This window comes from Pseudoalteromonas porphyrae (genome assembly GCF_001298125.1).
Classification (GTDB): domain Bacteria; phylum Pseudomonadota; class Gammaproteobacteria; order Enterobacterales; family Alteromonadaceae; genus Pseudoalteromonas; species Pseudoalteromonas neustonica.
Genome location: NZ_LHPH01000006.1, coordinates 50,190 through 70,495 on the forward strand (window position 1 = coordinate 50,190; position 20,306 = coordinate 70,495).

Annotated in this window: 23 protein-coding genes; 16 read left to right on the top strand and 7 right to left on the bottom strand. The window is 41.8% G+C overall.

The window, feature by feature from the left end:
- Nucleotides 1-12: 12 nt before the first annotated feature.
- Genes ADS77_RS06960 through ADS77_RS06980 form a run of 5 tightly spaced genes read right to left on the bottom strand, consistent with a single transcriptional unit; the run spans nucleotide 13 to nucleotide 4,674 of the window.
- Complete coding sequence (locus tag ADS77_RS06960; RefSeq protein ID WP_054453607.1) at nucleotides 13-1,248, bottom strand: AAA family ATPase; 1,236 nt, start codon at nucleotides 1,246-1,248, stop codon at nucleotides 13-15.
- Nucleotides 1,238-2,902 carry a Mu transposase C-terminal domain-containing protein gene (locus ADS77_RS06965; protein ID WP_054453608.1) on the bottom strand — a complete coding sequence of 555 codons (1,665 nt, stop codon included), beginning with the start codon at nucleotides 2,900-2,902 and terminating at the stop codon, nucleotides 1,238-1,240. The genes ADS77_RS06960 and ADS77_RS06965 overlap by 11 nt, the downstream gene beginning before the upstream one ends.
- 9 nt (nucleotides 2,903-2,911) lie before the next feature.
- On the bottom strand, nucleotides 2,912-3,841 hold the full coding sequence (locus ADS77_RS06970) for a hypothetical protein (protein WP_054453609.1): 930 nt from the start codon (nucleotides 3,839-3,841) through the stop codon (nucleotides 2,912-2,914).
- A gap of 14 nt (nucleotides 3,842-3,855) precedes the next feature.
- Nucleotides 3,856-4,317, bottom strand: coding sequence for a hypothetical protein (locus ADS77_RS06975; protein ID WP_054453611.1), 462 nt, complete (start codon nucleotides 4,315-4,317; stop codon nucleotides 3,856-3,858).
- A 42-nt stretch (nucleotides 4,318-4,359) separates the two neighbouring features.
- Nucleotides 4,360-4,674, bottom strand: a complete 315-nt coding sequence (locus tag ADS77_RS06980; protein WP_054453613.1) for a hypothetical protein — start codon at nucleotides 4,672-4,674, stop codon at nucleotides 4,360-4,362.
- A 139-nt stretch (nucleotides 4,675-4,813) separates the two neighbouring features.
- Between ADS77_RS06980 and ADS77_RS06985 the strand changes: the two genes are divergently transcribed.
- From ADS77_RS06985 to ADS77_RS06995, 3 genes are read left to right on the top strand one after another with little or no spacing between them, the layout of a single operon-like run.
- Entirely contained in the window at nucleotides 4,814-5,287 is a 474-nt protein-coding gene (locus ADS77_RS06985) for a helix-turn-helix domain-containing protein (RefSeq protein WP_054453615.1), read from the top strand.
- 16 nt (nucleotides 5,288-5,303) lie between these two features.
- Nucleotides 5,304-5,822, top strand: coding sequence for a hypothetical protein (locus ADS77_RS06990; RefSeq protein ID WP_054453616.1), 519 nt, complete (start codon nucleotides 5,304-5,306; stop codon nucleotides 5,820-5,822).
- Between the two features lie 49 nt (nucleotides 5,823-5,871).
- Nucleotides 5,872-8,562, top strand: coding sequence for an ATP-binding protein (locus ADS77_RS06995; RefSeq protein WP_054453618.1), 2,691 nt, complete (start codon nucleotides 5,872-5,874; stop codon nucleotides 8,560-8,562).
- On the opposite strand, the gene ADS77_RS07000 is transcribed toward ADS77_RS06995, so the two are convergent.
- The gene (locus tag ADS77_RS07000) at nucleotides 8,555-9,265 is read right to left on the bottom strand and encodes a hypothetical protein (RefSeq protein WP_054453619.1); all 711 of its coding nucleotides are present in this window, start codon (nucleotides 9,263-9,265) and stop codon (nucleotides 8,555-8,557) included. The two genes, ADS77_RS06995 and ADS77_RS07000, sit on opposite strands and share 8 nt — an antisense overlap.
- Nucleotides 9,266-9,518: 253 nt before the next feature.
- Complete coding sequence (locus ADS77_RS07005) at nucleotides 9,519-9,917, bottom strand: hypothetical protein (RefSeq protein ID WP_152960591.1); 399 nt, start codon at nucleotides 9,915-9,917, stop codon at nucleotides 9,519-9,521.
- A 68-nt stretch (nucleotides 9,918-9,985) separates the two neighbouring features.
- Between ADS77_RS07005 and ADS77_RS07010 the strand changes: the two genes are divergently transcribed.
- From ADS77_RS07010 to ADS77_RS07070, 13 genes are all read left to right on the top strand, one after another.
- Entirely contained in the window at nucleotides 9,986-10,822 is an 837-nt protein-coding gene (locus ADS77_RS07010; protein ID WP_054453621.1) for a hypothetical protein, read from the top strand.
- A gap of 99 nt (nucleotides 10,823-10,921) precedes the next feature.
- On the top strand, nucleotides 10,922-12,070 hold the full coding sequence (locus ADS77_RS07015; protein ID WP_054453627.1) for a hypothetical protein: 1,149 nt from the start codon (nucleotides 10,922-10,924) through the stop codon (nucleotides 12,068-12,070).
- A 4-nt stretch (nucleotides 12,071-12,074) separates the two neighbouring features.
- Nucleotides 12,075-12,467 carry a DUF2190 family protein gene (locus ADS77_RS07020; protein WP_054453629.1) on the top strand — a complete coding sequence of 131 codons (393 nt, stop codon included), beginning with the start codon at nucleotides 12,075-12,077 and terminating at the stop codon, nucleotides 12,465-12,467.
- Nucleotides 12,468-12,505: 38 nt separating this feature from the next.
- A complete protein-coding gene (locus tag ADS77_RS07025) occupies nucleotides 12,506-13,444 on the top strand; it encodes a capsid protein (RefSeq protein WP_054453631.1) in 939 nt (312 codons plus the stop codon).
- A 70-nt stretch (nucleotides 13,445-13,514) separates the two neighbouring features.
- Entirely contained in the window at nucleotides 13,515-13,982 is a 468-nt protein-coding gene (locus tag ADS77_RS07030; RefSeq protein ID WP_054453633.1) for a hypothetical protein, read from the top strand.
- A complete protein-coding gene (locus ADS77_RS07035; RefSeq protein WP_054453634.1) occupies nucleotides 13,982-14,404 on the top strand; it encodes a phage virion morphogenesis protein in 423 nt (140 codons plus the stop codon). Before ADS77_RS07030 ends, ADS77_RS07035 begins: the two co-directional genes overlap by 1 nt.
- A gap of 11 nt (nucleotides 14,405-14,415) precedes the next feature.
- Nucleotides 14,416-14,859 (top strand): hypothetical protein, encoded by a 444-nt coding sequence (locus ADS77_RS07040; RefSeq protein ID WP_054453635.1) that lies wholly within the window; start codon nucleotides 14,416-14,418, stop codon nucleotides 14,857-14,859.
- Nucleotides 14,856-15,056, top strand: a complete 201-nt coding sequence (locus ADS77_RS07045) for a hypothetical protein (protein ID WP_054453636.1) — start codon at nucleotides 14,856-14,858, stop codon at nucleotides 15,054-15,056. Before ADS77_RS07040 ends, ADS77_RS07045 begins: the two co-directional genes overlap by 4 nt.
- Complete coding sequence (locus tag ADS77_RS07050; protein ID WP_054453637.1) at nucleotides 15,053-15,952, top strand: hypothetical protein; 900 nt, start codon at nucleotides 15,053-15,055, stop codon at nucleotides 15,950-15,952. The genes ADS77_RS07045 and ADS77_RS07050 overlap by 4 nt, the downstream gene beginning before the upstream one ends.
- A 52-nt stretch (nucleotides 15,953-16,004) precedes the next feature.
- Nucleotides 16,005-16,331 (top strand): hypothetical protein, encoded by a 327-nt coding sequence (locus ADS77_RS07055; RefSeq protein ID WP_054453638.1) that lies wholly within the window; start codon nucleotides 16,005-16,007, stop codon nucleotides 16,329-16,331.
- A 20-nt stretch (nucleotides 16,332-16,351) separates the two neighbouring features.
- On the top strand, nucleotides 16,352-16,696 hold the full coding sequence (locus ADS77_RS07060; protein WP_054453639.1) for a hypothetical protein: 345 nt from the start codon (nucleotides 16,352-16,354) through the stop codon (nucleotides 16,694-16,696).
- Complete coding sequence (locus ADS77_RS07065; RefSeq protein ID WP_054453640.1) at nucleotides 16,656-19,604, top strand: tape measure protein; 2,949 nt, start codon at nucleotides 16,656-16,658, stop codon at nucleotides 19,602-19,604. Before ADS77_RS07060 ends, ADS77_RS07065 begins: the two co-directional genes overlap by 41 nt.
- Before the next feature lie 54 nt (nucleotides 19,605-19,658).
- On the top strand, nucleotides 19,659-20,306 hold a 648-nt coding region (locus ADS77_RS07070; protein ID WP_054453642.1), incomplete at its 3' end, for a hypothetical protein.

Here is a 20,306-nt window from a genome sequence, read left to right on the forward strand (position 1 = left end):
TTTAAACAGCGTTTAAACCGCTGGTTTATTAAGTACTGATGAAAAAATGCCATTGACTAACAGCTTGTCTACGGCGGTGTCTGGGTTTTTATTTGTGTGGTTAAGCAAATGCGGGAGTAGGTTTTCAACCAGCTCGCGTGCGTTACCCTCAACGCGTTTGTGCAGCCATTGCCACCACTTTGCATCGTCTTGGGCGAGTTTTACTGTGCCTTCGGTTAGCTCTAAAAACAGGGTGCGAATGTCTTCAACCGTTATTTGGCCGATAGGTTTAGGCCAAAAGCACACGCGGCTTGCTATGAGTTCGTAGCGTTCTTGGGTTTGCAGTTTGTCTACGAGTTGAATATTGCCAACCAGCGTTACACCTACAATGGCTTGGTCGCTAATAGTACGCAGTGGATCGAGTGAGTTTGGTTTGCACTTGTCGGCTTCGTCTAAAATAATGAAGCGGTCTGTGTCGCGCAGCGCCAATATAATTTTTTGCATGTTTTTATAGGCACTCGTACAACGCGATAAGCCCAGTGCTGTGGTTAATTGCTCAAGTACTTGGGTGCTGCTGGTTTGCTCACTACCTGCAATTAAAATAGCCTCTTTGTTATGGCGGCAATACTCGGTTATACCCTTGGTTTTGCCTAAGCCCGCTTGGCCTGCAAACACCGTAAAGCGCTTACGCTGGCGCGCTTGGTCACATGCCATGGCAATAAGTTTTGATGTGCTGGTAGGAATAAAACGCACATCGCCGTACACAATATTTATTTGCTTACATTCGTCACTTGGCTTGCCTTGGTCAATGTCTGCAGGGCGAATAAGTGCCCAAATGTCATGCAAGTGTTTAGTGGGTTTGGCGTTGTACTTACCATTAATTAATTGGCTGATAGATGCAGGGCTTTTACCCATACTTACCGCAATACTGGCGCTAGTAATGTTTTGCTCGCGTATTTGTGGTGATTGCAGGCGCAGGCAAATACGCGCTGCTAGCTCGCGATCAGCCCTATTGTATGACTTATTAAAGCCGTTGCGCTTTTCAACCTCAGTGATGGCTGCTTCACCAAATAACTGATGCCACATTTTGGCAATGACCTTTTCAGGGTTGATGGTACATTTGTTTGCCAGTACCTCTTTAACTGACTGCAATGCAAAGCCACAGTTTAGCTCCTCGGCGGTCATGCCTGTGGTACTAAGCTCTTGGTTAATCAGCTCAACACGCAGGGTTTGCTCGGATGTGTATGGGTGTGGTTGGCTATAGCTCATAGGTTTGTTCCTTACGTAATTTGGGTTGGTCTAATAATTCGTCTAGGTCGATTTCGTGCTGTGGCCGTGCTGGCGATACATCAAAATCAAAAATATTTACTGTGCTTTTTTGTTCGGCTATTGCCGTGATCGGGGCTGCAAACTTAGTGATTGAATCAAGATCAACTATGCGTTCGTCATTTTCTTGGGCTTGAATTTCGCGGCGCTTGGTGTCAATGCGTTTTAAGCGACCAGTGCGGCGCGCACTTTCGGCTTGCTCAATACGCGACGATGGCACGGCATGCGATTTAGCTTTTAAGTTAGCGAACATTAAAAACTCCCCGTTTAGCTTATAAAGCTTGGTGTAGCTGTCGTCGTGTAGGTCGTAGGCGGCAATGAGTTCTTGGCCGTTGTACTGGTGTAAAAAGTCGGCACTGTAGTCACGTTGATGCAAGCGAAAGCGGCCACGGCGAATGTTGACGGTTTCGCGCGGTAACATGACAAAATCACCCTCGACTGGTGGTACGCGCTCTATGTTTTCGTCCCATACTTGTTGGCGGGTTTTGCCCTTAACCTCTGGGTGTGCGCTATTGTGATAATCGTTTAAAAAGGCTTTAAATTCGGCTATCCACTCGTCTACTGTGGGTAACGCTTTTTTGCCTTGCTTGGCTTCTTTAAGTACTAGCTGTTTGTGGCGATCGTCATGGTCGCGCCCGCAATACGTGCTAAAGCGTTTACCAACGCGGTCTTCCATGTGTAAAAAGAACCGCTCTATCCACTTAACCCGTGCATTACCTGGTATGGCAAAAATAACGTCTATTTCAAACTGCGCATAAAAGCCGGTGGTGTCGTCGTTCATGAGTTTGTTTTTGTAGCCTGAACCGTTATCTAGGTAAAACATGGCGGGCACATTGTTATGCACTTTAATAGCGCGGCTTATGGCTGCTAGGGTGTCGAGTGTGCTTTCGGCGTAGCCTAATTCCCAGCCTACAATGCAGCGGCTTGCAACATCTTGAAACGCGGTTAGCTCGGCGCGGTAAGGCTTACCCGTTTTTGGGTGAGCCAGGTATACGTCGAGCGTGTGGCCATCGCCGTTATACATAACGCCAGGCTTTAAGTTGTCGGTTGAGCGCAGCAAATGATCTTTATGTTTTTCACGGTACAGTTTTGCACCCATGCGATACGGGCTTTGTGGGCCTAGCTCATGCGGGAGTGCATTTATAAAACGGCGTACTTGATGATGCTCTGCCTTGTAGCCTTCTTTGTTTAGCTGATCTGCCACTTGCGCAAAACTGGGGCTGTTTGGGCTGTGGTAAAGCTCAAGGCTACGTGCAAGCCAGCTATACTTAGTTTGTGTTTTACCTTTGTGGTTAGGTAATAGGCCATTAATACCGTTGTCTTTATAGGCATTGCACCAGTTATAAATAGTTGCGCGCCCTGGTAACTTACCTAACGCATCAATAGCCGTTGTTATTGTGCCCAGCGCCGTATTTGCACGGTATGCTTTTACCAGCACATCAAACGCTTTTTGTAAGCCACATTCTTGAATCAGTAAATGGCGTACTAACACGGCCTTACTCTGGGCTTTTTTACGGGCTGTTTCGCTGGCATTTTGCCAACTTAGCTCGTTACCTGTGCTTGGTAACTTATTGTATTTTTGAACTGCAGGATGCATTGCTCTCTCCTACTTTTTATTAGAATTAGTGCTAAAACGGTCGTTGAACATGGCTAGCATGTATTCACGGTTGGCTTGGGCGTCTTGCCATTCGTCTTCGGCAAATTGCGGTATGCACTCAGCGCCGGCTAAATGCTCGGGGCCAAACTCGCCACTTAAACGATTGAGCATGTGGGTAATGCGTTGCTGTACGCCTAGCCATAAATGCCACGTTGTTTGCGCTGCGCCTATGCGGTGGTTTAGGTCAAGGTCGCGTGTGTTACAGAGCTGCTCGGTCATGGCAATAAACTGCTCAAGGGATTGGTTAATAACCGCGTTATGAGCAAACGACTCACGGCGAACCTGTGCAACCAGCATGGGCAGCTCGTACATTTGCTTAGGGGCTTTAGTTAAGCGTTCGGTCTCTAGGGCGTTTATAAGCGTGGCCGTTTGGTCTTCAAGCTCGATGTGCTTGTCTTTTAGTTTGCGGATTTCTTTACGGAACTCACGCACTGATAAGTCATTGAGTGTGTCTAGGTCGTCGTCATCTAACGATTCAACGGTTTCAACTGGTAAACGCGCCATTTCAATTAACTTGCTTTTGTTCATGTTTAAAAGTGCAGACGTCTGCACTTTTGAATCTGGCAGCGCTAAAAACATTTTAGATACTGCCATTGCGTTAAATGCATTACGGCGAGGAATGCCAAATTCATTTAGCTTTTTATCGAATTCGCCGTATTGAAGATGTGATTTAATACTTAAGTAAAGCAGCCCGCGTTTTGCGGTATCTACAAGCGCCTGCTCTTCCATACGCACAACCAGTTGCCATGCTTCGTCAACAGAATCTGGCATTACAAGTTGTATGTGCCCTGCCATCTTTTCGATTTTGGCACTAAGCTGCTGTTGCTCTTCGGCACTAAAAACCTGAATTTCAGACGGTTCTTGGTCTTTGATAGTCATTGTTTTGGCCTTATTTATTCAGTTAGAAAATCAGAGACTTGGAATTGAGAATCTTGTGGGTCGCTAACAGTTAGCTGACTTAAAATAGATTGCTGGCTTTGTCTTTTTGCTTCAATTTCCATTTCAAGCTCAGCATGTTTTTGTAGCATTTGCGCTCGTTTATCTACGGGCAAAAATAATAAAGGAGCTAACAAAGTAGAGGCTGGCTCAATTGTTTGAAGTGCCCAACATAGTGCTGGCAATAAATGAATTGGCATTTGTTGCGGTTGGCTGGGTGCAAACCATTTGTTTAATTTTACTTGATCAACATCACTATTATCTGTGGCAGCGTAGTTCATTCGGTCTGCCAGTTGTGCGCGAGAAAAACCGCTTTTGCGCATACACACATTTACCGTTTGACAAAACTTATGGTACACGTCGCACTCTGGAGGTACATCATCATGCAATAGACTTTTTATTTGATTTGAATAGTTCATAGTAAATATTCCCTGCTAATTAACCTGTTATAACTAACGTCATTACGCCATGCTTTGTGGTGCGGGAACTGGTTGTTGATTTCGTAACGCAGTGTAAATAGCTTGCTTACGCTCTGTACGGTCTTTAGGTCCGCGCTTTGAGGTAGTTAAGTATTCATCACCAAAGGCGGATTCTAATGTTACGCCTATAGAAAGTGATATTGCTTCCGCAACTGGTTTTGATTTGGCAGAACCAAAAGCTACATTACGTACATGTGATGGCGTTAATTCCAATGCTTTAGCTATATCAGTAAACGTTACGTCGCGTTCTTTAAGGGTTTTCTTGATTTCTGCAAATGTCATTTTTTTGGAAGTCATGCTAAATTAATCCTATGTAAAATTGTTGTGTCTAATTTATATGTCATAAGTACGTTTTTTACTTTAGTGACAAATTAATAGGACGTCAACTTAATTATCCAAAATAAATGTAATATAAAAAAGGCATTGACTGACCGATATGTTTGACACTACTATTGTTGATATTGATTTCAGCGTTTTTGAACGTTTAAGTGAAATACTTGAAGTTAAAAGTGATAGAGCACTTTCACTTGAATTGGGTTTATCTCACTCAGGTGTATCTACTGCGAGAAAAAAGAACACTCTTCCGTATAGTGCTATTGTTAGTACTTGTATAAAACGGGGGATCTCTTTAGATAAAGTATTTGCTTTAAATGTTGTTAATTCTGCTGTAATCGATCACGTATCCTCGAAAGATAGTCAACCTACACTCGTTGTTGATGATTTATTGGCAGCAAATGCATTGGTTGATAAAGTTTTAGAGGAGTTACTTTTTACTAAAAACTTGCCTGCAGAACGTGAACTTAAAATTTGCAAGAAGTTAAGACCGATGCTTATTCGAAAAGCTTTTGAGCATAATATGAATGAAGTATTTGTTAAAACTATTGCAGAGGGTGCGTTGTATATGGCCTAAAGAATGGAAATTTACTATGTTAAAAAAATCATTAACGTTGTGCTTAACGTGTTTAGCACTTTCGACCTCTACTGTAAGTGCATTAGAGCCACTTAAAGATCGTGCTGTCATTCAGTATATGAATGCGGATATCCTCCTTCCAGATAACTCAACATTAAATGTAGATATGAGCTTTGATTGTGGAAGTGACTTTGCAAAAACTGCCATGATTGTAACAAGCGAAGCTGGTGCATATTTGCTCGCCAATGCATTTTCTAATATTTACGGTCCAGCCGCAGGGCAGCGAGTATTAGATACATGGAATACTAAAACATCAGAGAATGATCCACGTAAACCAACATTTCTAGTTATTACCCCTCCACCTGAAGGTACCGAAAATTGGTATAAAAGTACTATATCAAAAGGTGATAAAAAAATGTTAAATAACAGGGTGCAAATGTTAACGGGCGAAGGTGATCACGCTCCTGAGCCCATGATTATGGGGGTATGCGGATCTCGAGATCACGTTCCAACAGGTCAGCAATTAATTCACTAGGAAAAGTGTAAAACCAACACCTGTTGGTTAAATATAGGATGGACGCCATATGAATAAGTTACTATTTTTGCTCTGTATTTTTTTGAGTACTTTTAATTGTTTTGCGTTTAACATGCAGCATTTGAATGCAGCAGCTCAAGATAATAATAAGAACATATATTTCTCTTCTCATGATGGCGTTTATCGTTTTGATGGAAACCATTATCTAAATCTATCGACTATCTCATCACTACCTAGACGCTGGACAAATGATGTAATATTTCAATCTCCTGGCTATTTATATATTGCATATAATGACCAAGATGTTTGGAAGTTCGATTTGAAATTACTTAAAGCAACGCAATTAAGCGATATCGCCGCTACAAAATTATCTGTTAGTAATACGCATTTGTTTATGTTGGGCAAAGAAGAGCTAACACTATTAAACCTTGATACGTTAGAAACAACTAAACCATTGAGTAAGAAACTTAAAATGTTTGATGTTTCAGCTTCTGCAAACCATGGTTATGTAATGGCCAACGATGGGGTTTATGTTATTAATGAAGGAAGTTCACGTTTAATTGATAACTCTAATGTTAGTAAGGGTGAGTTGGTTGCAACGCCATACGGTGTTATTTACTTCTTAAATAATAAAATGGTTTCATACTCTTATTTAAATGATCTGAAAATAATAAATGAGGATATTACCAGTGCTAAGCATTTACGTTTCTCGCCTCCTTACTTCTTATATTATGTTGACCATGGTTCTATAAACCAAGCTGAAATTACTCAGCTTTCAGTTTTAAGAAAAGGTATTAATCCTAGACCGCAAGCCTATAAAGATCTATTTGTTGATGATGAGCAAAACCTTTGGACATTGGATGTTAGTCGTTTTGAAGTTGTTTCTTCGAAAGTAAAATTAGATCGTCTTGAAATAGAGTCTATTTACAATGTTATAGCTCCTGTCAACGATACAACATGGTTAGGGACAGATGATGGCCTTTATAAATATGAAAATGGTGATTACGAGCCTTTAACCGATTTGAATAAAAAAATTTCTGAACATAATTTTTCTATTACAGCTATTAATCAAACTGGTAACAAAGTCTATATCACAACAAATCTGGGGGCATATGCAATCGATTTGAGGAACAATGAAGTTGAACAGTTTTATTCTGGCTATGTCATAAATCTAAACATAATTGATCAACGTTTATATTTGTCTACTAATGATGATGGTGTTCAAATATTTAATTTAGACTTAGAGCAATTAGACTCTGGGCATATTAATAAATTTCTACCAAATAATATTGTATGGTCAGTCAAAAAACTCCTAGGTACTCTTTATGTGGCTAACGAAAAAGGACTAGTATCGTTTAATCAGCGAAATGAAGCGACTTTAGAACTAGAAAAACATGCTCCAATTGCTGATGTTCAATTGCTCGGAAATACTTTATATGCAGCAACATACGGCAATGGCTTGTTCCGAAAAGTTAACAATAAATGGGAATCTATTGTTAGCCCTTTATACATAAATGAATTGCATTCATTAAGCCAAGAACTTTACTTATCTACAAATCATGGGATTCACAAATACAGCTCTAATGATAGTTATACAACACTGTTAAGTGGCACTGGGCAGTATTCATTTACACCAAACAGCATTTTAGGTATCAGTGATAAAATTACAGCTGCCAGTAACCGAGGCGTAATTAAGGTCGAACGAAATAAACAGGGGCAAGTGCCAAACGGTAAAATTAGTTATATTAAAACAAGTGAGAAAACTTACCTCAACCCTGAAACATTGAAAGTTAATAACTCAGGCTGGCTTGATATTGCTTTGACTAACTATAATTATACATTGAGCAATCATATCAACTACCAATACCGTTTAAATAACAGTCAATGGCATGATATCCCTACCCCATTAATTCAATTGAATAAACTCAATCCTGATAATTATAAACTTGAGTATAGAAGTAAAGTGGATGGAGCTGTTTGGAGTAAGCCATTATCGTTTCATTTTGCTGTTAAAGGCCCTTGGTATAGTTCTAATAGTGCGATGTGGTTTTATGCTTTTGTAGCAGTAGGTTTGATTATATGTGCTGCAGGCTTTGTTTTCTTTTGGCTGCAGAGCTTCCATCGTGTATTTAAATCACACCAAACACAATTACAACGTGAAGGCTTAAGTGTTGCTGCTATTAACTTAGCAAACGGCATTGATTTATGTGGTGGGAATGAAACTATGGTGTGTGAAGGGTTAGTTAAACTAAAAAAAGCACATGACATTTTAAACCCTATTGCAAATAGTCATGCTAGCCTTGGCCATAACGACTTGGCTACAGCAATTGATATGCTGCACGTTAAATGTTTATCTAGAGATGGAATTGAGCCTGAATTTAATGTAACGATAGGAAAAGAGGCTCTTACTAAACAGTTGCAATGTGATATTTACGCGGTGTTATATCATGCTGTTGAGAACGTATTTAAACATGCTAGTGCAACTAAGATCACTGTGCACCTAAATAAAGTGGGTAACAAATTAATGTTGCAAGTAATAGATAATGGCAAAGGCTTATCAATACTTACTCGCTCCGTGAATTTTGGCCTTGGTTACTATGTTATGGATAGCATTGCGAAAGAGTACAAGCAGCCGATTAAGCGTACTTCGGGTAGGAAAGGAACTAAAGTTATTGCACAGTTCCCAGTGATATTGCAGCCAAAGCCGATTCAGGCCAGAAATGAAAAAGCCCCTAGTTAGGGGCTTTTTGTTTAAGCTTCTGCCTCAATGCTTCATCAACGTGTTCTTCCCAATCACCACACCACCCTTCATTTATCGCTTGTTCGCATAAAGCAATGACATCATCCCAATTCTTTTCATTTTTGTAGATCATGGCAAGTTGTGAATAACCCGTATGGCTAGGGATGTGGAATGGCGTGTTTTCGATTGTTAAGTGCTGCATTGATTTATATTTTTTAGAGCTAATAGCAATAAAGCTTAAGTGATCACGTTCCATTTGTTTTACTGTGGCAGCAGCAATATCAATTTGTTTTAACGCATACTGTTTTGCTAACTCGTAGTAACCTTCTTCTTCTCTGCCTTTGTAGTACAGCTCCATCATTCGGCCATATAAAAAATGCTGGTCTACTACTGAGGTTGATAAGTGAATATTGGACTCAGCTTCTTTAAGTATTTTTAGGGCTAATGGCCTATCTCCTTCTTTGGCTATAAACCACCCTCCCACTTCTTTTAAAAACTTCACTGTGCTGCTTGATGAATGAGTGTAATTGCCTTTATCAATATTGCTGCCACTCATAGGTGAATATTGATTACGTATGCGTTGACGCTCTGATGCAGTTAATTTTTCTAACCACCACTTTTGTAATCGATGGTATTTGATCATACCTTGTGGAGTACGTTCACTAGGTTTTGTTTTGTTTGACTCAGGGAATATGCTTTCCATACTTAGGTTTCCTTTTTTGTTTTTAATCCTACTGGTTAAATTAACTACCCCGTTTTTATATGTAAAGGTTTATAAGCGCTCTGTTTTTACCCGTTGCTCTTTGTAAACGCTAAAACTTATTAACGCCTGTAAGCTATTTTAAATACTCTATTAATTTTTGTGGCTACATTGCCTTGCATTAAAACCGTTTAAACACGCACAGTTAAATTTAAACACAGTTTAAACATGGTTTGAACTGTATTTAGGGTTGAGTTTAGTCTAGCTGCGCCATTTTATGCTGAGACAAGGCTTTTTGAAAATTGGCTTTGCTCTGTTTTGGTGTATCAACTAATGGGTTGGGTATAGTTAAATGCCTACCTTTACTTAACACCTGCCTTGCGACTGCAATAAACTCAGTTTCGGTGATTATTTGATCTTGGTTTGCTAATTGTAGACTTGCTAAAAATTCAGGACTTGGGGTGTTATTGAGCCTTAGCGTTAAAGATTCATACATGTTTGGATCAGCTTCACCAGGTGTGTCTGGTTCGTAACTGGGAAAGTGATGGGGTGTAGTAAGGTAAATTTGTGCTGCAATAAAGAAAACAAGCATTATGCCTATAAAGATGTATAGCCCTGTGTTGAAACGTCTGAGAAGAAGTTGTTGATTGATCATAACCAGTCCTTGGTGATTTTGTATTTTTTGAATATAGTACTTCACAAATAAAGTTCAAGGGAACTGATGTGGAAATGGTTAAAAAAGTTTTAAAATGGCTAGTTCGAAATTGGTTTAAAGTTCAAGATGATAAAGCTCTGCATGAGAACAAGTTATTCTGGCTAGTTGTGTTATCACCGCTGGTATTTATAGCTTGGATTTTTTGGAGGCTGACCAGTGAATTAATGACAAAAGGACTTTACAACCCGCATATTAGTGCTGAGTCATTAGCTGGGTTTGTAAGTTACTATGCTTTCCCTGTTGCGTTATTAACTGTTCCACTCACGCTTGCAGTGATGATTAATCGATTTCATTCATCAAAGCAAAAAGCGAAAAGTAATCGATTGGTTGAACAGAACAACACGGCTAATAATTTTTTTAATCATTACAAATATTTTTGTGATCATTGCGAAGCTATAAGGCAGCGTTACTCAAAAGGGGTTCTTGTTCTGAAGCCTGAGGTTTTATATAAAAAGTTATTTATACATTCGTCGATAAATAACTTAAATGCTGAGTTAAATCTAGATTTTATTGAACATTACTTTATTGAGCTGCTGCCAATAGAACAGTCCTTTCAAAATCACTCAAACCAATATCATGATATAATATTCCAAAACGAGCGTGATGACCTTGAACCTTTAGAAATACACATTTTTGTAGAGCCTTTCATATATCTATTGGATTTCAGTGGAATATCATATACAACCTCTATTGAGCAGGAATCACATTTCTCTAGTCAACTTGACCAATACTATGACATATTATATGCACTTATTTGTTTCAATGGTGTATCTAACTACCATGAAGTCTGTGAATACACCAATAAAATGTATGCAATCCTTAGGGCGGATTGTATTGATGATTAGGCTAAACCCTTACTTATCTGTAAAGTCTTTTCCAGCGGTTCAATAATCACTGTCCCCCTACACTGGGTGCCACTTAGTTAGTTTATTGGCACTTGGAACATGGCAAACAAAAACACCCAATTTGATTGGTTTGAAGTTTTTAGAGCAGGTACCCAAACCGACTCTAAAGGCGTTGAACACACATTTAGCGTCGCTGATTTAAGCAGCGTTGTAACCAACTTTAAACCGAAGAGCGCACCACTGGTTATTGGCCACCCAAAAATGGACGACCCTGCATGGGGCTGGGCCAGTGAATTAAAAGCCGAAAACGGGTCGTTGTTTGCTAAAGCTGAAGACGTATGTGCTGAATTTGCACAGGCTGTACAAAGCAAGCGCTACCCTAACCGCTCAGTTAAATTAGAAAAGGTGGCTAATGGCTACCAACTTGCCCACATTGGTTATTTAGGCGGTAAAGCCCCTGCAGTTGAAGGCCTAGCCTGGCAGTTTAGCCAAGCTGATGACGCCGACACACTTACCCTAGAATTTGCTGCAGGTGATATTGACAACATATCGCTGCATACATCAAACGCCCTTACCCGCCTTATGAGCAACTTGCGCAGCTTTTTAACTGACCGTTTTGGCAGTGAAGCGGCTGACAAAGTTGTGCCACATTACGAAGGTGAATGGTTAAAAGAAGAAACCATCATTGCTGAGCATGAACGTGCTAAAGCCAATACGGGTGAAGGTGCCGAATTTAGTAAAGGCGACGCTATTAACAACAGCAATGCCACCCCACCCACCCATGAGGACAATGCAATGGATGAAGAAGAAAGAAAGGCGCTGCAAGACCAAATTGATGCGGCCAACGCTAAAAATGCAAAGCTTGAATACGCGCAACGTGTTGCAGCAGCTAACACCTTTATTAACACCGAAATAAATGGCGGTACTGCACCGCGTTTAACCAATACCGATGGCATGGCTGAGTTTATGGCCAAGCTGGATGACGGCGACACCACCTTTGAGTTTGCTGCCGCAGACGGTAAAAGCCAAGAGCTTAAACCAACTGCGTGGTTTGAAGGCTTTTTAAAAGGCCTGCCTGAGCAAACAGGTTTAACCCAAGAGTTTAATAAAGACGATAAAGACGGCGAAGTAACTGACGACAGTGCAGAAGCATTGGCAGCGAAGGCGCTTGAATTTCAACAATCACAATCTAGCAAGGGCGTAGAAATTAGTATTACCGCCGCGTTAGACCACATTAAAAAGGCCTAAGAGCATGGCACAACCAGGATTTATTAGAAACTTTGTAGCAGTGGCTACGATTGCTGCTAACCGATTAGTTGCGGTGTCTGCGCTTGAAGATTTTCAGGTGATTGGTGCAACAGATGCCAGCGCCGTATTTGCAGGTGTAACAGAGCAAGGCACGGACAACCATTTACGTGTTGATGTGGTCATGACCCAAAGCGCCCCTGTTGAATTTGGTGGTGATATTGCGGCGGGTGACTTAATTGTTGCTGACGCAGACGGCAAAGCCATTGCCTTTGTTTTAGCTGATTATTCAGGGGAAACCCAAATACATGTTGCAGGCTGGGCGTTGGAAGAAGGCGACGCTGGCACCATTGGTGACATATTTTTAGCCCCGCAGTTAATTGCGACTATTCCCGCTTAGCGCTGGGTTAATTTAACTTTATAAAGTGAGGATTTGCCATGAGTAATGGTATGCCATTTACACCAGACGTTGAGCAAACGGCCATAGCCATTGCTTATACAAATAAAAAGCTAATTGCTGATAATTTAGCGCCGTATTCATATGTTGGTAAGCGTTCGTTTCAATGGACTGAATACAACAAAGGCGACAAATTTACACTGCCAGATACCAAAATTGGCCGTAAGTCTAGCCCGAACCAAGTTGAGTTTAGTGTTACAGAAAAAGAAAGCTCTGTTGTTGACCATGGTTTATCCGATGTTATTCCAAATGATGATCAGACTAATGCACCAGCAAACTACAACCCACGTACGCATGCAGCTGAAAGCATTGCGGACTTAGTTTTACTTGGTCGTGAAGTGCGTGTTGCTGAGCTGTATAACACGGCGGCTAACTTTGGTAAGTCTGAAAGCTTATCGGCGCAAGGGTTTAAGTTTTTAGATGACCCTACGCTTGATATTCTACCGTTCTTTTTAGAAATGCTAGACGAGCCATTAATGCGCCCTAACGCGATGAATATGTCTCAAACAGTGTCTACTAAGTTACGTACCCACCCTAACATTGTTAAAGCGTATAACGGCACCAGTGGCGATAAGGGCTTAGTACCTTGGAGCTGGATTAAAGAGCAACTCGAAATTGATCATATTAATGTGGGCCAAGCTCGCTTAAATACAGCGAAAAAAGGCAAAGACGTTGTGCTTAAACGTGCTTTTGCTGACAACTTATCGTTTACGTATCACGACCCATTGGCGTCATTTCAAAACAAACGCATGACCTTTGCGCTAACTGCGCGTTATGGCTCGCGTGTGTCATCAAACCGTGATGTAGCCGCAGGTTTAAACGGTGGTGTAGAAGTGATGGTGGGTGAAGCTGTTAAAGAAATAGTGTTAGCCAAAGACTGCGGTATTTTGCTGACCAACGTGTTAACACCTGCCCAATAAATCATTGTTCCCTGTGTAAAGGCCCCAGTACCGACTTGCTCGGGGCCTTTTTTTACTAACTGAGGTACGTATGTTTACGACAGAACAAGCAGTTATAGACAAAATTGGCCTTAATACGCTGTTGCAATTTGCGTCGAATAAATTTAACGAGGCAGGCACGCGCGTAACGCGTGATGATGTAGAAGCCGCCCTTTTAAATGAGACTTACAGCGAGTTGCAAGAGCAAATTAATGCCTGGTATGTGCAAGCACAAAAAAATGTAAATGCGATTATAGCGGGCTACGTAGCACGATTTGCATTAAACCAAGATGATATTAATAACTCGGTCTTGCCTGGCATTGCTAACAATTTAATGCACTGTGAGCTTGCCCCTAACATTGCTGACGAAAACCTTAAAACCCTGAAAAGTAACGCAATGACAATGCTTGATAAGGTTAGTAAAGGTGTGATCCAAATTAAGGAAGATGCGCCTGCAGGCGTAAGAACTGGGATGCGAACAAAACCTGCAGGCTCTCAATTTAATTGGGAACGCTATTAATGGCGGGTGTATTTATACACATAACGGGTAATGCACTGCCCCGCTTAACCCAAATTGCAAATACAAGCGGTGAACCAGCTGATGTATTGGACGACATTGGTGCATTTTTAGACATGGACGTCACCACCCGATTTTTACGCGAAGTAACACCCGAAGGCCGCAAGTGGGAGCAATCACAAGCAGCAAAAGACCGTGGCGGTTTAACGTTAACTGATGAGCGCAACCTTGCAGGCTCTGTTACGCACAATGTAAATGGGAATACGCTTGAGCATGGCTTAGGCGAAAAGTACGCAGCTATACACCATTTTGGTGGTGAAACTGGCCGCAATAAAAGCGTGACGTTAATTGCACGGCCAATACTGGGTATTGCCGCTGTGCAAGAAAGTGAGATTAACGACATCATCACTGACTGGTTAATTTAAAGAGCATTTAAATGGCATTTAACTTTGATTTAAACAACATAGAAACCCTGCTAAGTAGCACTGTTTTTGACGCTTCGGTGGGGTTTGCGAGCGATTTTAACCATGTGCGTGAACATGCTGTACACAGCGCGCAGCTGTTTGTATTGCCATTGGCCGATGACAACACTAACACCAATGAAGTACACGGCCTTGACGAATACCAAGTTAAAGACGTGTTTGCGGTGATGATTGTGATCCCTTGTGCTGCGGGAAATGCGCACAGTGATGCACAAGTAAAGCAATTGCGCGGTGATGTAAAAGCCGCTATTGCAGGATGCCAATACCCTGGGTGGGACCCAATAAAGCTTGATAAGGGCCGCACTATTGAGCTTAACAAAAAAACCAACAACCTAATTTACCAGTGCCAGTTTAGTGTAACTGGCCTACATACCGTAACTGTGAAGGTGATGCCATGAGCAAACAGACTGAATCGCAATCTACAGAACCCGCTGAGCAAAAGCAGGCTTATACAGCTCCTAAAAAGTCCCACGCGATGACGATTGCCCAAAACGTTAACCAGGTGCTTGCAAGTACCAAAGGGAACAGAGACGAGATAGCTGGCGCTTTTAACTTAAAAAGTGGTGAGCTAATTAAAGTGGAGCAAAGCGCATGAGCAGTTGGCGATTTAAAGACAAACTCATTTTAGCTGATGCCCTGGGCACAACCTTAACGGGCCTACACGCTATTTATGCCAGCGAGGTTGAGCTGTCACTTGAAAGTGAAAGCGAAAAAGACGAGCTAGAAACCAGCTACAGCGGTGCCAGCCTTGAAACGTTTTACGGTGAGCACATAAGCCTTAACTTTAAAACCCCGCTTGCGATGAGTGGCACGGTAGGTAATGAGCCTGCCTTTGCGCCGCTTTTACTTGCTTGTGGCATGGTGCAAGTGGCTGATGCCTCAAGCGTTACGTTTACCAAAGGCGCGGCTGTAGCGGTTACGTGTAAAGTGCGATTTGGTAAAAACACCCACAACATTAGTGAAATGAAAGGCAATGTGAGCTTTGCGCTTGAAAAAGGCAAACCCATGCTTAACTGGCAGTTTAAAGGGTTGTTTAGTGCACCGGTTGCAAGTAACGCCGCCCCTGCTGTTAATTGGGATCGTTGGGTACGCCCTGAAGTACTTGGCGTGAGTAATAGCAGTGACTTTAAGCTTAACGATGTTAAACGCACGCTACATAAACTTACCGTTGATTTAGGTAATAACGTGGTATTTGACCGCGCCATTAATCATGAAGAAATAATGATAACGGGCCATGAAAGCAGCGCTAACTTTACGTTAACCGCAGAAGAACTGGCAACCTTTAACCCGTTTGACGATGTTGGCAAAGTACACATGTTTGAATTTACCCACGGCACCGCCGCAGGTAAAAAAGTCACTATTATTGGCCGCTACCAAATGCCTTGGCCTAAGTACACCAGCCTTGACTCAGAATTAACTGGTTATGAGTTTGACGGCAAGCTAGTACCCAGCGGCGCAGGGTATGACGAACTGACGATAGTGTTTGAGTAAGTTAGTCACCCATAAATAACAAATTACGACTGCTAAATTAGGAAAACACGCAATGAAATTAAAATTATTAAATCAGTTAAAAAGTGCCGTTATAAGCGCCCCGCTCAACTTTGAGTTTGGTGGGGTTATTTTTAAGTTTACGGCAAAAATTAAGCTAGTACCTGAAAATGAGCTTAAAACACTGACTGAAAAGCAAGGTGCTAATGATGGCGAGATAGTACGTGAGCTGTTAGTAAGCTGGGGTGACTTTTTTGATGACGGTAAAGACGTACCCTTTGATAAAAGCACCCTTGAAGAAATGTTGGCGTACAGCGGCCTAACTGCCCGATTAAGTGTTGAGTGCATTAACGCCCAGTACCGTATCACTGAAAAAAACTAGCCGATGTTGCTAGGTGGTTTTTGGGCGACCTAGCAGCAGCCAGTAAAACGTTGGATGACGACGAAGCCCACTTTGGCGCACCTAAACAGGATGTGCCTAACAAAGAAGGTACATTGTTTGTATTGCCTCAAAATCACACGGCGGTGGTGGCACTCACCACCGCCAGTAGTCAGTGGCAGCGGGATAATGAAGGCGTTGAAATTGCCCTTGATTATGCCAGGGCTGATATAGCCTGGCGCTATGCAAATATAACTCTTAACCCTGATGATTTTGCAAAACTGCAAACCCTTGAGCGCACCATTATTGGTTTAATAAGGCGACCCGATGAGCAACAACTTGAATTTGGCGTTACGCTTAAGTTATGACGGTAGAGCTGTTACAACCGGTGCACGCCAAAACGTAACTGAATTAAACCGTATTCAACAAGCGGTGCAACGCCAAATGGCCGCTAACCAGCAGTTAGGTGCCAGCCAAGCACATATAATGCAACAGCAAGGCGCAATGACGCGCCAATTGGGGTTGATGAATAGCGCTTACGGGCAAATTGGGGCTACGCTCACTACTTTGGTAGGTATTGGCACCGCCACAATGTTTGTGCGTGATACGGGGGCTGCACAGCTACTTGATACCCGCCTTAAAGGGCTAACTGGCTCAGCGCAAAACTACGCCAAAGTACAAGAATACCTATTTGCCACATCAGACCGGTTAAATACCGGTTACACCACCCTTGCTGACTCTTACAGTAAAATTTTAACCCTACAAGAAGTGGGCGTTGTTACCCAAACCCAAGGTAAAGCTATTTTAGAGGGCATGGCTAACGCCGCAGCTAAAACAGGTGCCAGTAATGTGCAGCTTGGGCAAAGCTTGTTTGGTATGACCCAAGGTATGACTGCCGGCGTTTTACGCGCTGAAGAGTTAAACCAAGTAACCGAACCCATGCCAGGGCTTTTACAAAAACTCGATAAAGCTGCTGGTAAGGCAGCCGGTGGTTTTAGGCAGATGGTTAACGATGGCCAAGTAACCAGCCAGATGTTTAAAAACTACCTTATTAAGGCACTGGGCGATTATGCCGGTGCTGCTGAGGCCACAGAAGGTAAAATTAACGCCAGCTTTGCAGAAATGGGGAATGAGTACCAACGTTTAATACGCAAATATGAAGAGCCAGTAAACTTTGCTGTTACCAGTGTGGTTGACTCAATTACCGACACGATGGGCTACTTGCGTGAGAATGAAGACGTTGTTGATAGCTTAGTGATTGCCACTGGTGCATTAGCCACGGTATTAACGGGGCATTTAGTGGCGGGGTTAGCCGCAAGCGCTAAAGGTTATGTTGCTAATGTTGCCGCTAAAAGCCGTGTTTTAGTTGCCGATGCCGCTCTGGCAAAACAAAACCAAGCTAATGCAGTGTTAGAGCTGCAACGCGCTGCACAAATGAAAGCGTATGCACAGCACACACTTGCGGTGGCTAATACCACCAATTTACGAACTGCCGCAGTTGCCCGCTTGGCTGCTGCGAATACTCGCTATACAGCAACTCAAGCAGCTGCTACCACTGCTACAAATATTTATACTGCAGCTGCAGGAAGAGCAACCATTGCGAGTAGAGGATTAAATGTTGCAATGGGCTTGTTAGGCGGCCCCATTGGTTTGGTTGTAACTGCTGGGCTTGCACTTGCTTATTTTGCAAGCCAAGGGGATGACGCGAGTAAAACAGCCAAAGAACTAAAAACGTATATTTATGATTTAAGTGATGCTTTTGACTCGCTAAATAACACCAGTGCGGGTGTACAGTTAAATACGGCATCTAATAAAATGGCTGTTTACACACGTAATATCAATAATGCTTATGCACAACTGAGTAAATTGAAAGCCCGTGAAAAAAACTCATCAGATGAGCGGACTAAGGGAGGGTATCGTCGTCAGATAAATGAACTACAAAGCTACATTAATAAACAAAGCACATTGCGTGCAGAGATAATGAATAGCACCCGTACAATTGCTAATTTTGAGCAGAACCTAGAAAAACTGCCCTGGCAAAAAGTGGCAGATGCGTCAAAAAATGCATTGAGTGCCCTGCCCGATAACATTAAGCGTTTAGAAGTAAGCTTAATGGGGGAAGAAGCCCGCTTAAAAGATAGCTATGAAAAACGTAAGCAAATGGTGATTGTTGCGCGTGAAAACGATGCTGCGAATAAAGTTAAGTACGACGCCATTTTAAAACAGCTTGATGTTAAATATGGCGAAGACCTAAAAACCATTGCACAAAAGCGTGAAACTGAAAAAACACGGATACAAAACCAAGCTGAAGAAAAACGCAAAAACGATTTACAAGCTGACTTAGAAAACCGTATTGCTGTAATTAAAGGCTTTGCTGGGCGCGAAGCGCTGGCCGCTTACAATAATGAATTGAGTGTTGAACAAGCTCGCCAACAAGCACGCGTTGATGCAAAACGGCGTTCGCAACTTGGCCTTGCTGCTAATGATGATGCGGGCGAGCTTGCATATAACACTGATAATCAGCTACGTGATTTAGAGCGCCAAACAGAACTAAACTCTGCTGATGGCTATTATAGCCAACGGGAGGCCAGCGAAGCCGCGCACCAGGAACGGTTATTTCAAATAAAAAACCGTTATGCGGGAGCACTACAAAGTAACATTGTGGCTTTTGCTAACTTTGAGAAACAAACCGAAACCGACAAGGCTAATGCGATTGTGGGCTTAGGTGCTGCTACGTTTAAAACGATGGCGAATCAAAGCAAAACCGCGTTTAAAGCCTACAAGGCGTTTGCTATTGCTCAAGCGATTATAAATACTTACCAAAGTGCTACCGCTGCATTTAACTCATTAGCCGGCATTCCTATTGTAGGCCCTATTTTAGGCGGTGTTGCAGCAGCTGCGGCCGTTGGTTTAGGTATGCAGCAAGTGAGGCAAATTAAAAACCAACAACCAGCAGGTATTGCGCATGGTGGTTTAGATTATGTGCCAAATGAATCTACCTATGTATTACAACGTGGTGAGCGTGTATTAAGCCCGAAACAAAATACAGAAATTAGCCAAATGGCTAGGCGTTACAACGCAGGCGGCGCGGCAAATGATACTGGTAACAGTGGTGTAAATATCCATATAACCAACCAAATTACCGTGCAAGGTGGCACGGATGAGCAAACAGCCAACACGGTAGGCCAAGACATAGCACGCCAAGTTATAGGTGTTGTGGTGGCTAACATTCAAGAGAATGGTTCGATTATTCGCGCGGTGCGCGGTGCAGCTTAGTTGTTAAGTGGTTGAGATTGGTGTAAAAAGGAGTTTTAAAGCGAGGGAATGTTCATGAGTAAAAACCTTAAAGAAACAGCAACAAATATTTTGAAACAGTCAAATAGAAACCCTGCAATTTACTCTATTTTTATAGCAATATTTGGTTGTGCTTTTTTTGTATATGAGTTTTTTAACACATTTAGTTTTAATTTAAATACCCCTATTGAGAATTGGGTTGCCACGGCTTCATATTTCAACAATGTTTTTTCACCGATTTTATTGTTCGTATCGATACTCTTACTTTATAGAACATGGAAAGACTCTAGGTCTGCTCTTGAGTTACAAAAAATTGAACTAGAAGAAACTAAGTTAGCTCTTAGAGAACAATCCGACACACAAAACTTTAGTGTAATTAAAGATGCTGTTTTTGAAATTGCAAATCAAGTAAAGGAGCTTCTACAAGTTGACGTTAAAGTAATAAATAAAAATACATCGTATGCATTAATTGATGTTGACAACCCTCTTCATGAGCTCCCAACAAATTTCTTAGATATAGACTGGGATGATGAATGTTCAAAAGAAACGATTCAAACAATAAAACTAGAATCCATTATTGAAACCTATTTTTTTCATATGAAAGGTAAGCCCTTTGAAAATGAAGAAAAAGAGACTCAATTTGAAAACATTATTTTTACAGATACCTTTTTTACATACATAGAT

Bases quoted from the DNA above. Each gene is read 5' to 3' on its own strand.
- ADS77_RS06960 (WP_054453607.1), bottom strand. From the start codon at position 1,248: ATGAGCTATAGCCAACCACACCCATACACATCCGAGCAAACCCTGCGT.
- ADS77_RS06965 (WP_054453608.1), bottom strand. From the start codon at position 2,902: ATGCATCCTGCAGTTCAAAAATACAATAAGTTACCAAGCACAGGTAAC.
- ADS77_RS06970 (WP_054453609.1), bottom strand. From the start codon at position 3,841: ATGACTATCAAAGACCAAGAACCGTCTGAAATTCAGGTTTTTAGTGCC.
- ADS77_RS06975 (WP_054453611.1), bottom strand. From the start codon at position 4,317: ATGAACTATTCAAATCAAATAAAAAGTCTATTGCATGATGATGTACCT.
- ADS77_RS06980 (WP_054453613.1), bottom strand. From the start codon at position 4,674: ATGACTTCCAAAAAAATGACATTTGCAGAAATCAAGAAAACCCTTAAA.
- ADS77_RS06985 (WP_054453615.1), top strand. From the start codon at position 4,814: ATGTTTGACACTACTATTGTTGATATTGATTTCAGCGTTTTTGAACGT.
- ADS77_RS06990 (WP_054453616.1), top strand. From the start codon at position 5,304: ATGTTAAAAAAATCATTAACGTTGTGCTTAACGTGTTTAGCACTTTCG.
- ADS77_RS06995 (WP_054453618.1), top strand. From the start codon at position 5,872: ATGAATAAGTTACTATTTTTGCTCTGTATTTTTTTGAGTACTTTTAAT.
- ADS77_RS07000 (WP_054453619.1), bottom strand. From the start codon at position 9,265: ATGGAAAGCATATTCCCTGAGTCAAACAAAACAAAACCTAGTGAACGT.
- ADS77_RS07005 (WP_152960591.1), bottom strand. From the start codon at position 9,917: ATGATCAATCAACAACTTCTTCTCAGACGTTTCAACACAGGGCTATAC.
- ADS77_RS07015 (WP_054453627.1), top strand. From the start codon at position 10,922: ATGGCAAACAAAAACACCCAATTTGATTGGTTTGAAGTTTTTAGAGCA.
- ADS77_RS07020 (WP_054453629.1), top strand. From the start codon at position 12,075: ATGGCACAACCAGGATTTATTAGAAACTTTGTAGCAGTGGCTACGATT.
- ADS77_RS07025 (WP_054453631.1), top strand. From the start codon at position 12,506: ATGAGTAATGGTATGCCATTTACACCAGACGTTGAGCAAACGGCCATA.
- ADS77_RS07030 (WP_054453633.1), top strand. From the start codon at position 13,515: ATGTTTACGACAGAACAAGCAGTTATAGACAAAATTGGCCTTAATACG.
- ADS77_RS07035 (WP_054453634.1), top strand. From the start codon at position 13,982: ATGGCGGGTGTATTTATACACATAACGGGTAATGCACTGCCCCGCTTA.
- ADS77_RS07040 (WP_054453635.1), top strand. From the start codon at position 14,416: ATGGCATTTAACTTTGATTTAAACAACATAGAAACCCTGCTAAGTAGC.
- ADS77_RS07045 (WP_054453636.1), top strand. From the start codon at position 14,856: ATGAGCAAACAGACTGAATCGCAATCTACAGAACCCGCTGAGCAAAAG.
- ADS77_RS07050 (WP_054453637.1), top strand. From the start codon at position 15,053: ATGAGCAGTTGGCGATTTAAAGACAAACTCATTTTAGCTGATGCCCTG.
- ADS77_RS07055 (WP_054453638.1), top strand. From the start codon at position 16,005: ATGAAATTAAAATTATTAAATCAGTTAAAAAGTGCCGTTATAAGCGCC.
- ADS77_RS07065 (WP_054453640.1), top strand. From the start codon at position 16,656: ATGAGCAACAACTTGAATTTGGCGTTACGCTTAAGTTATGACGGTAGA.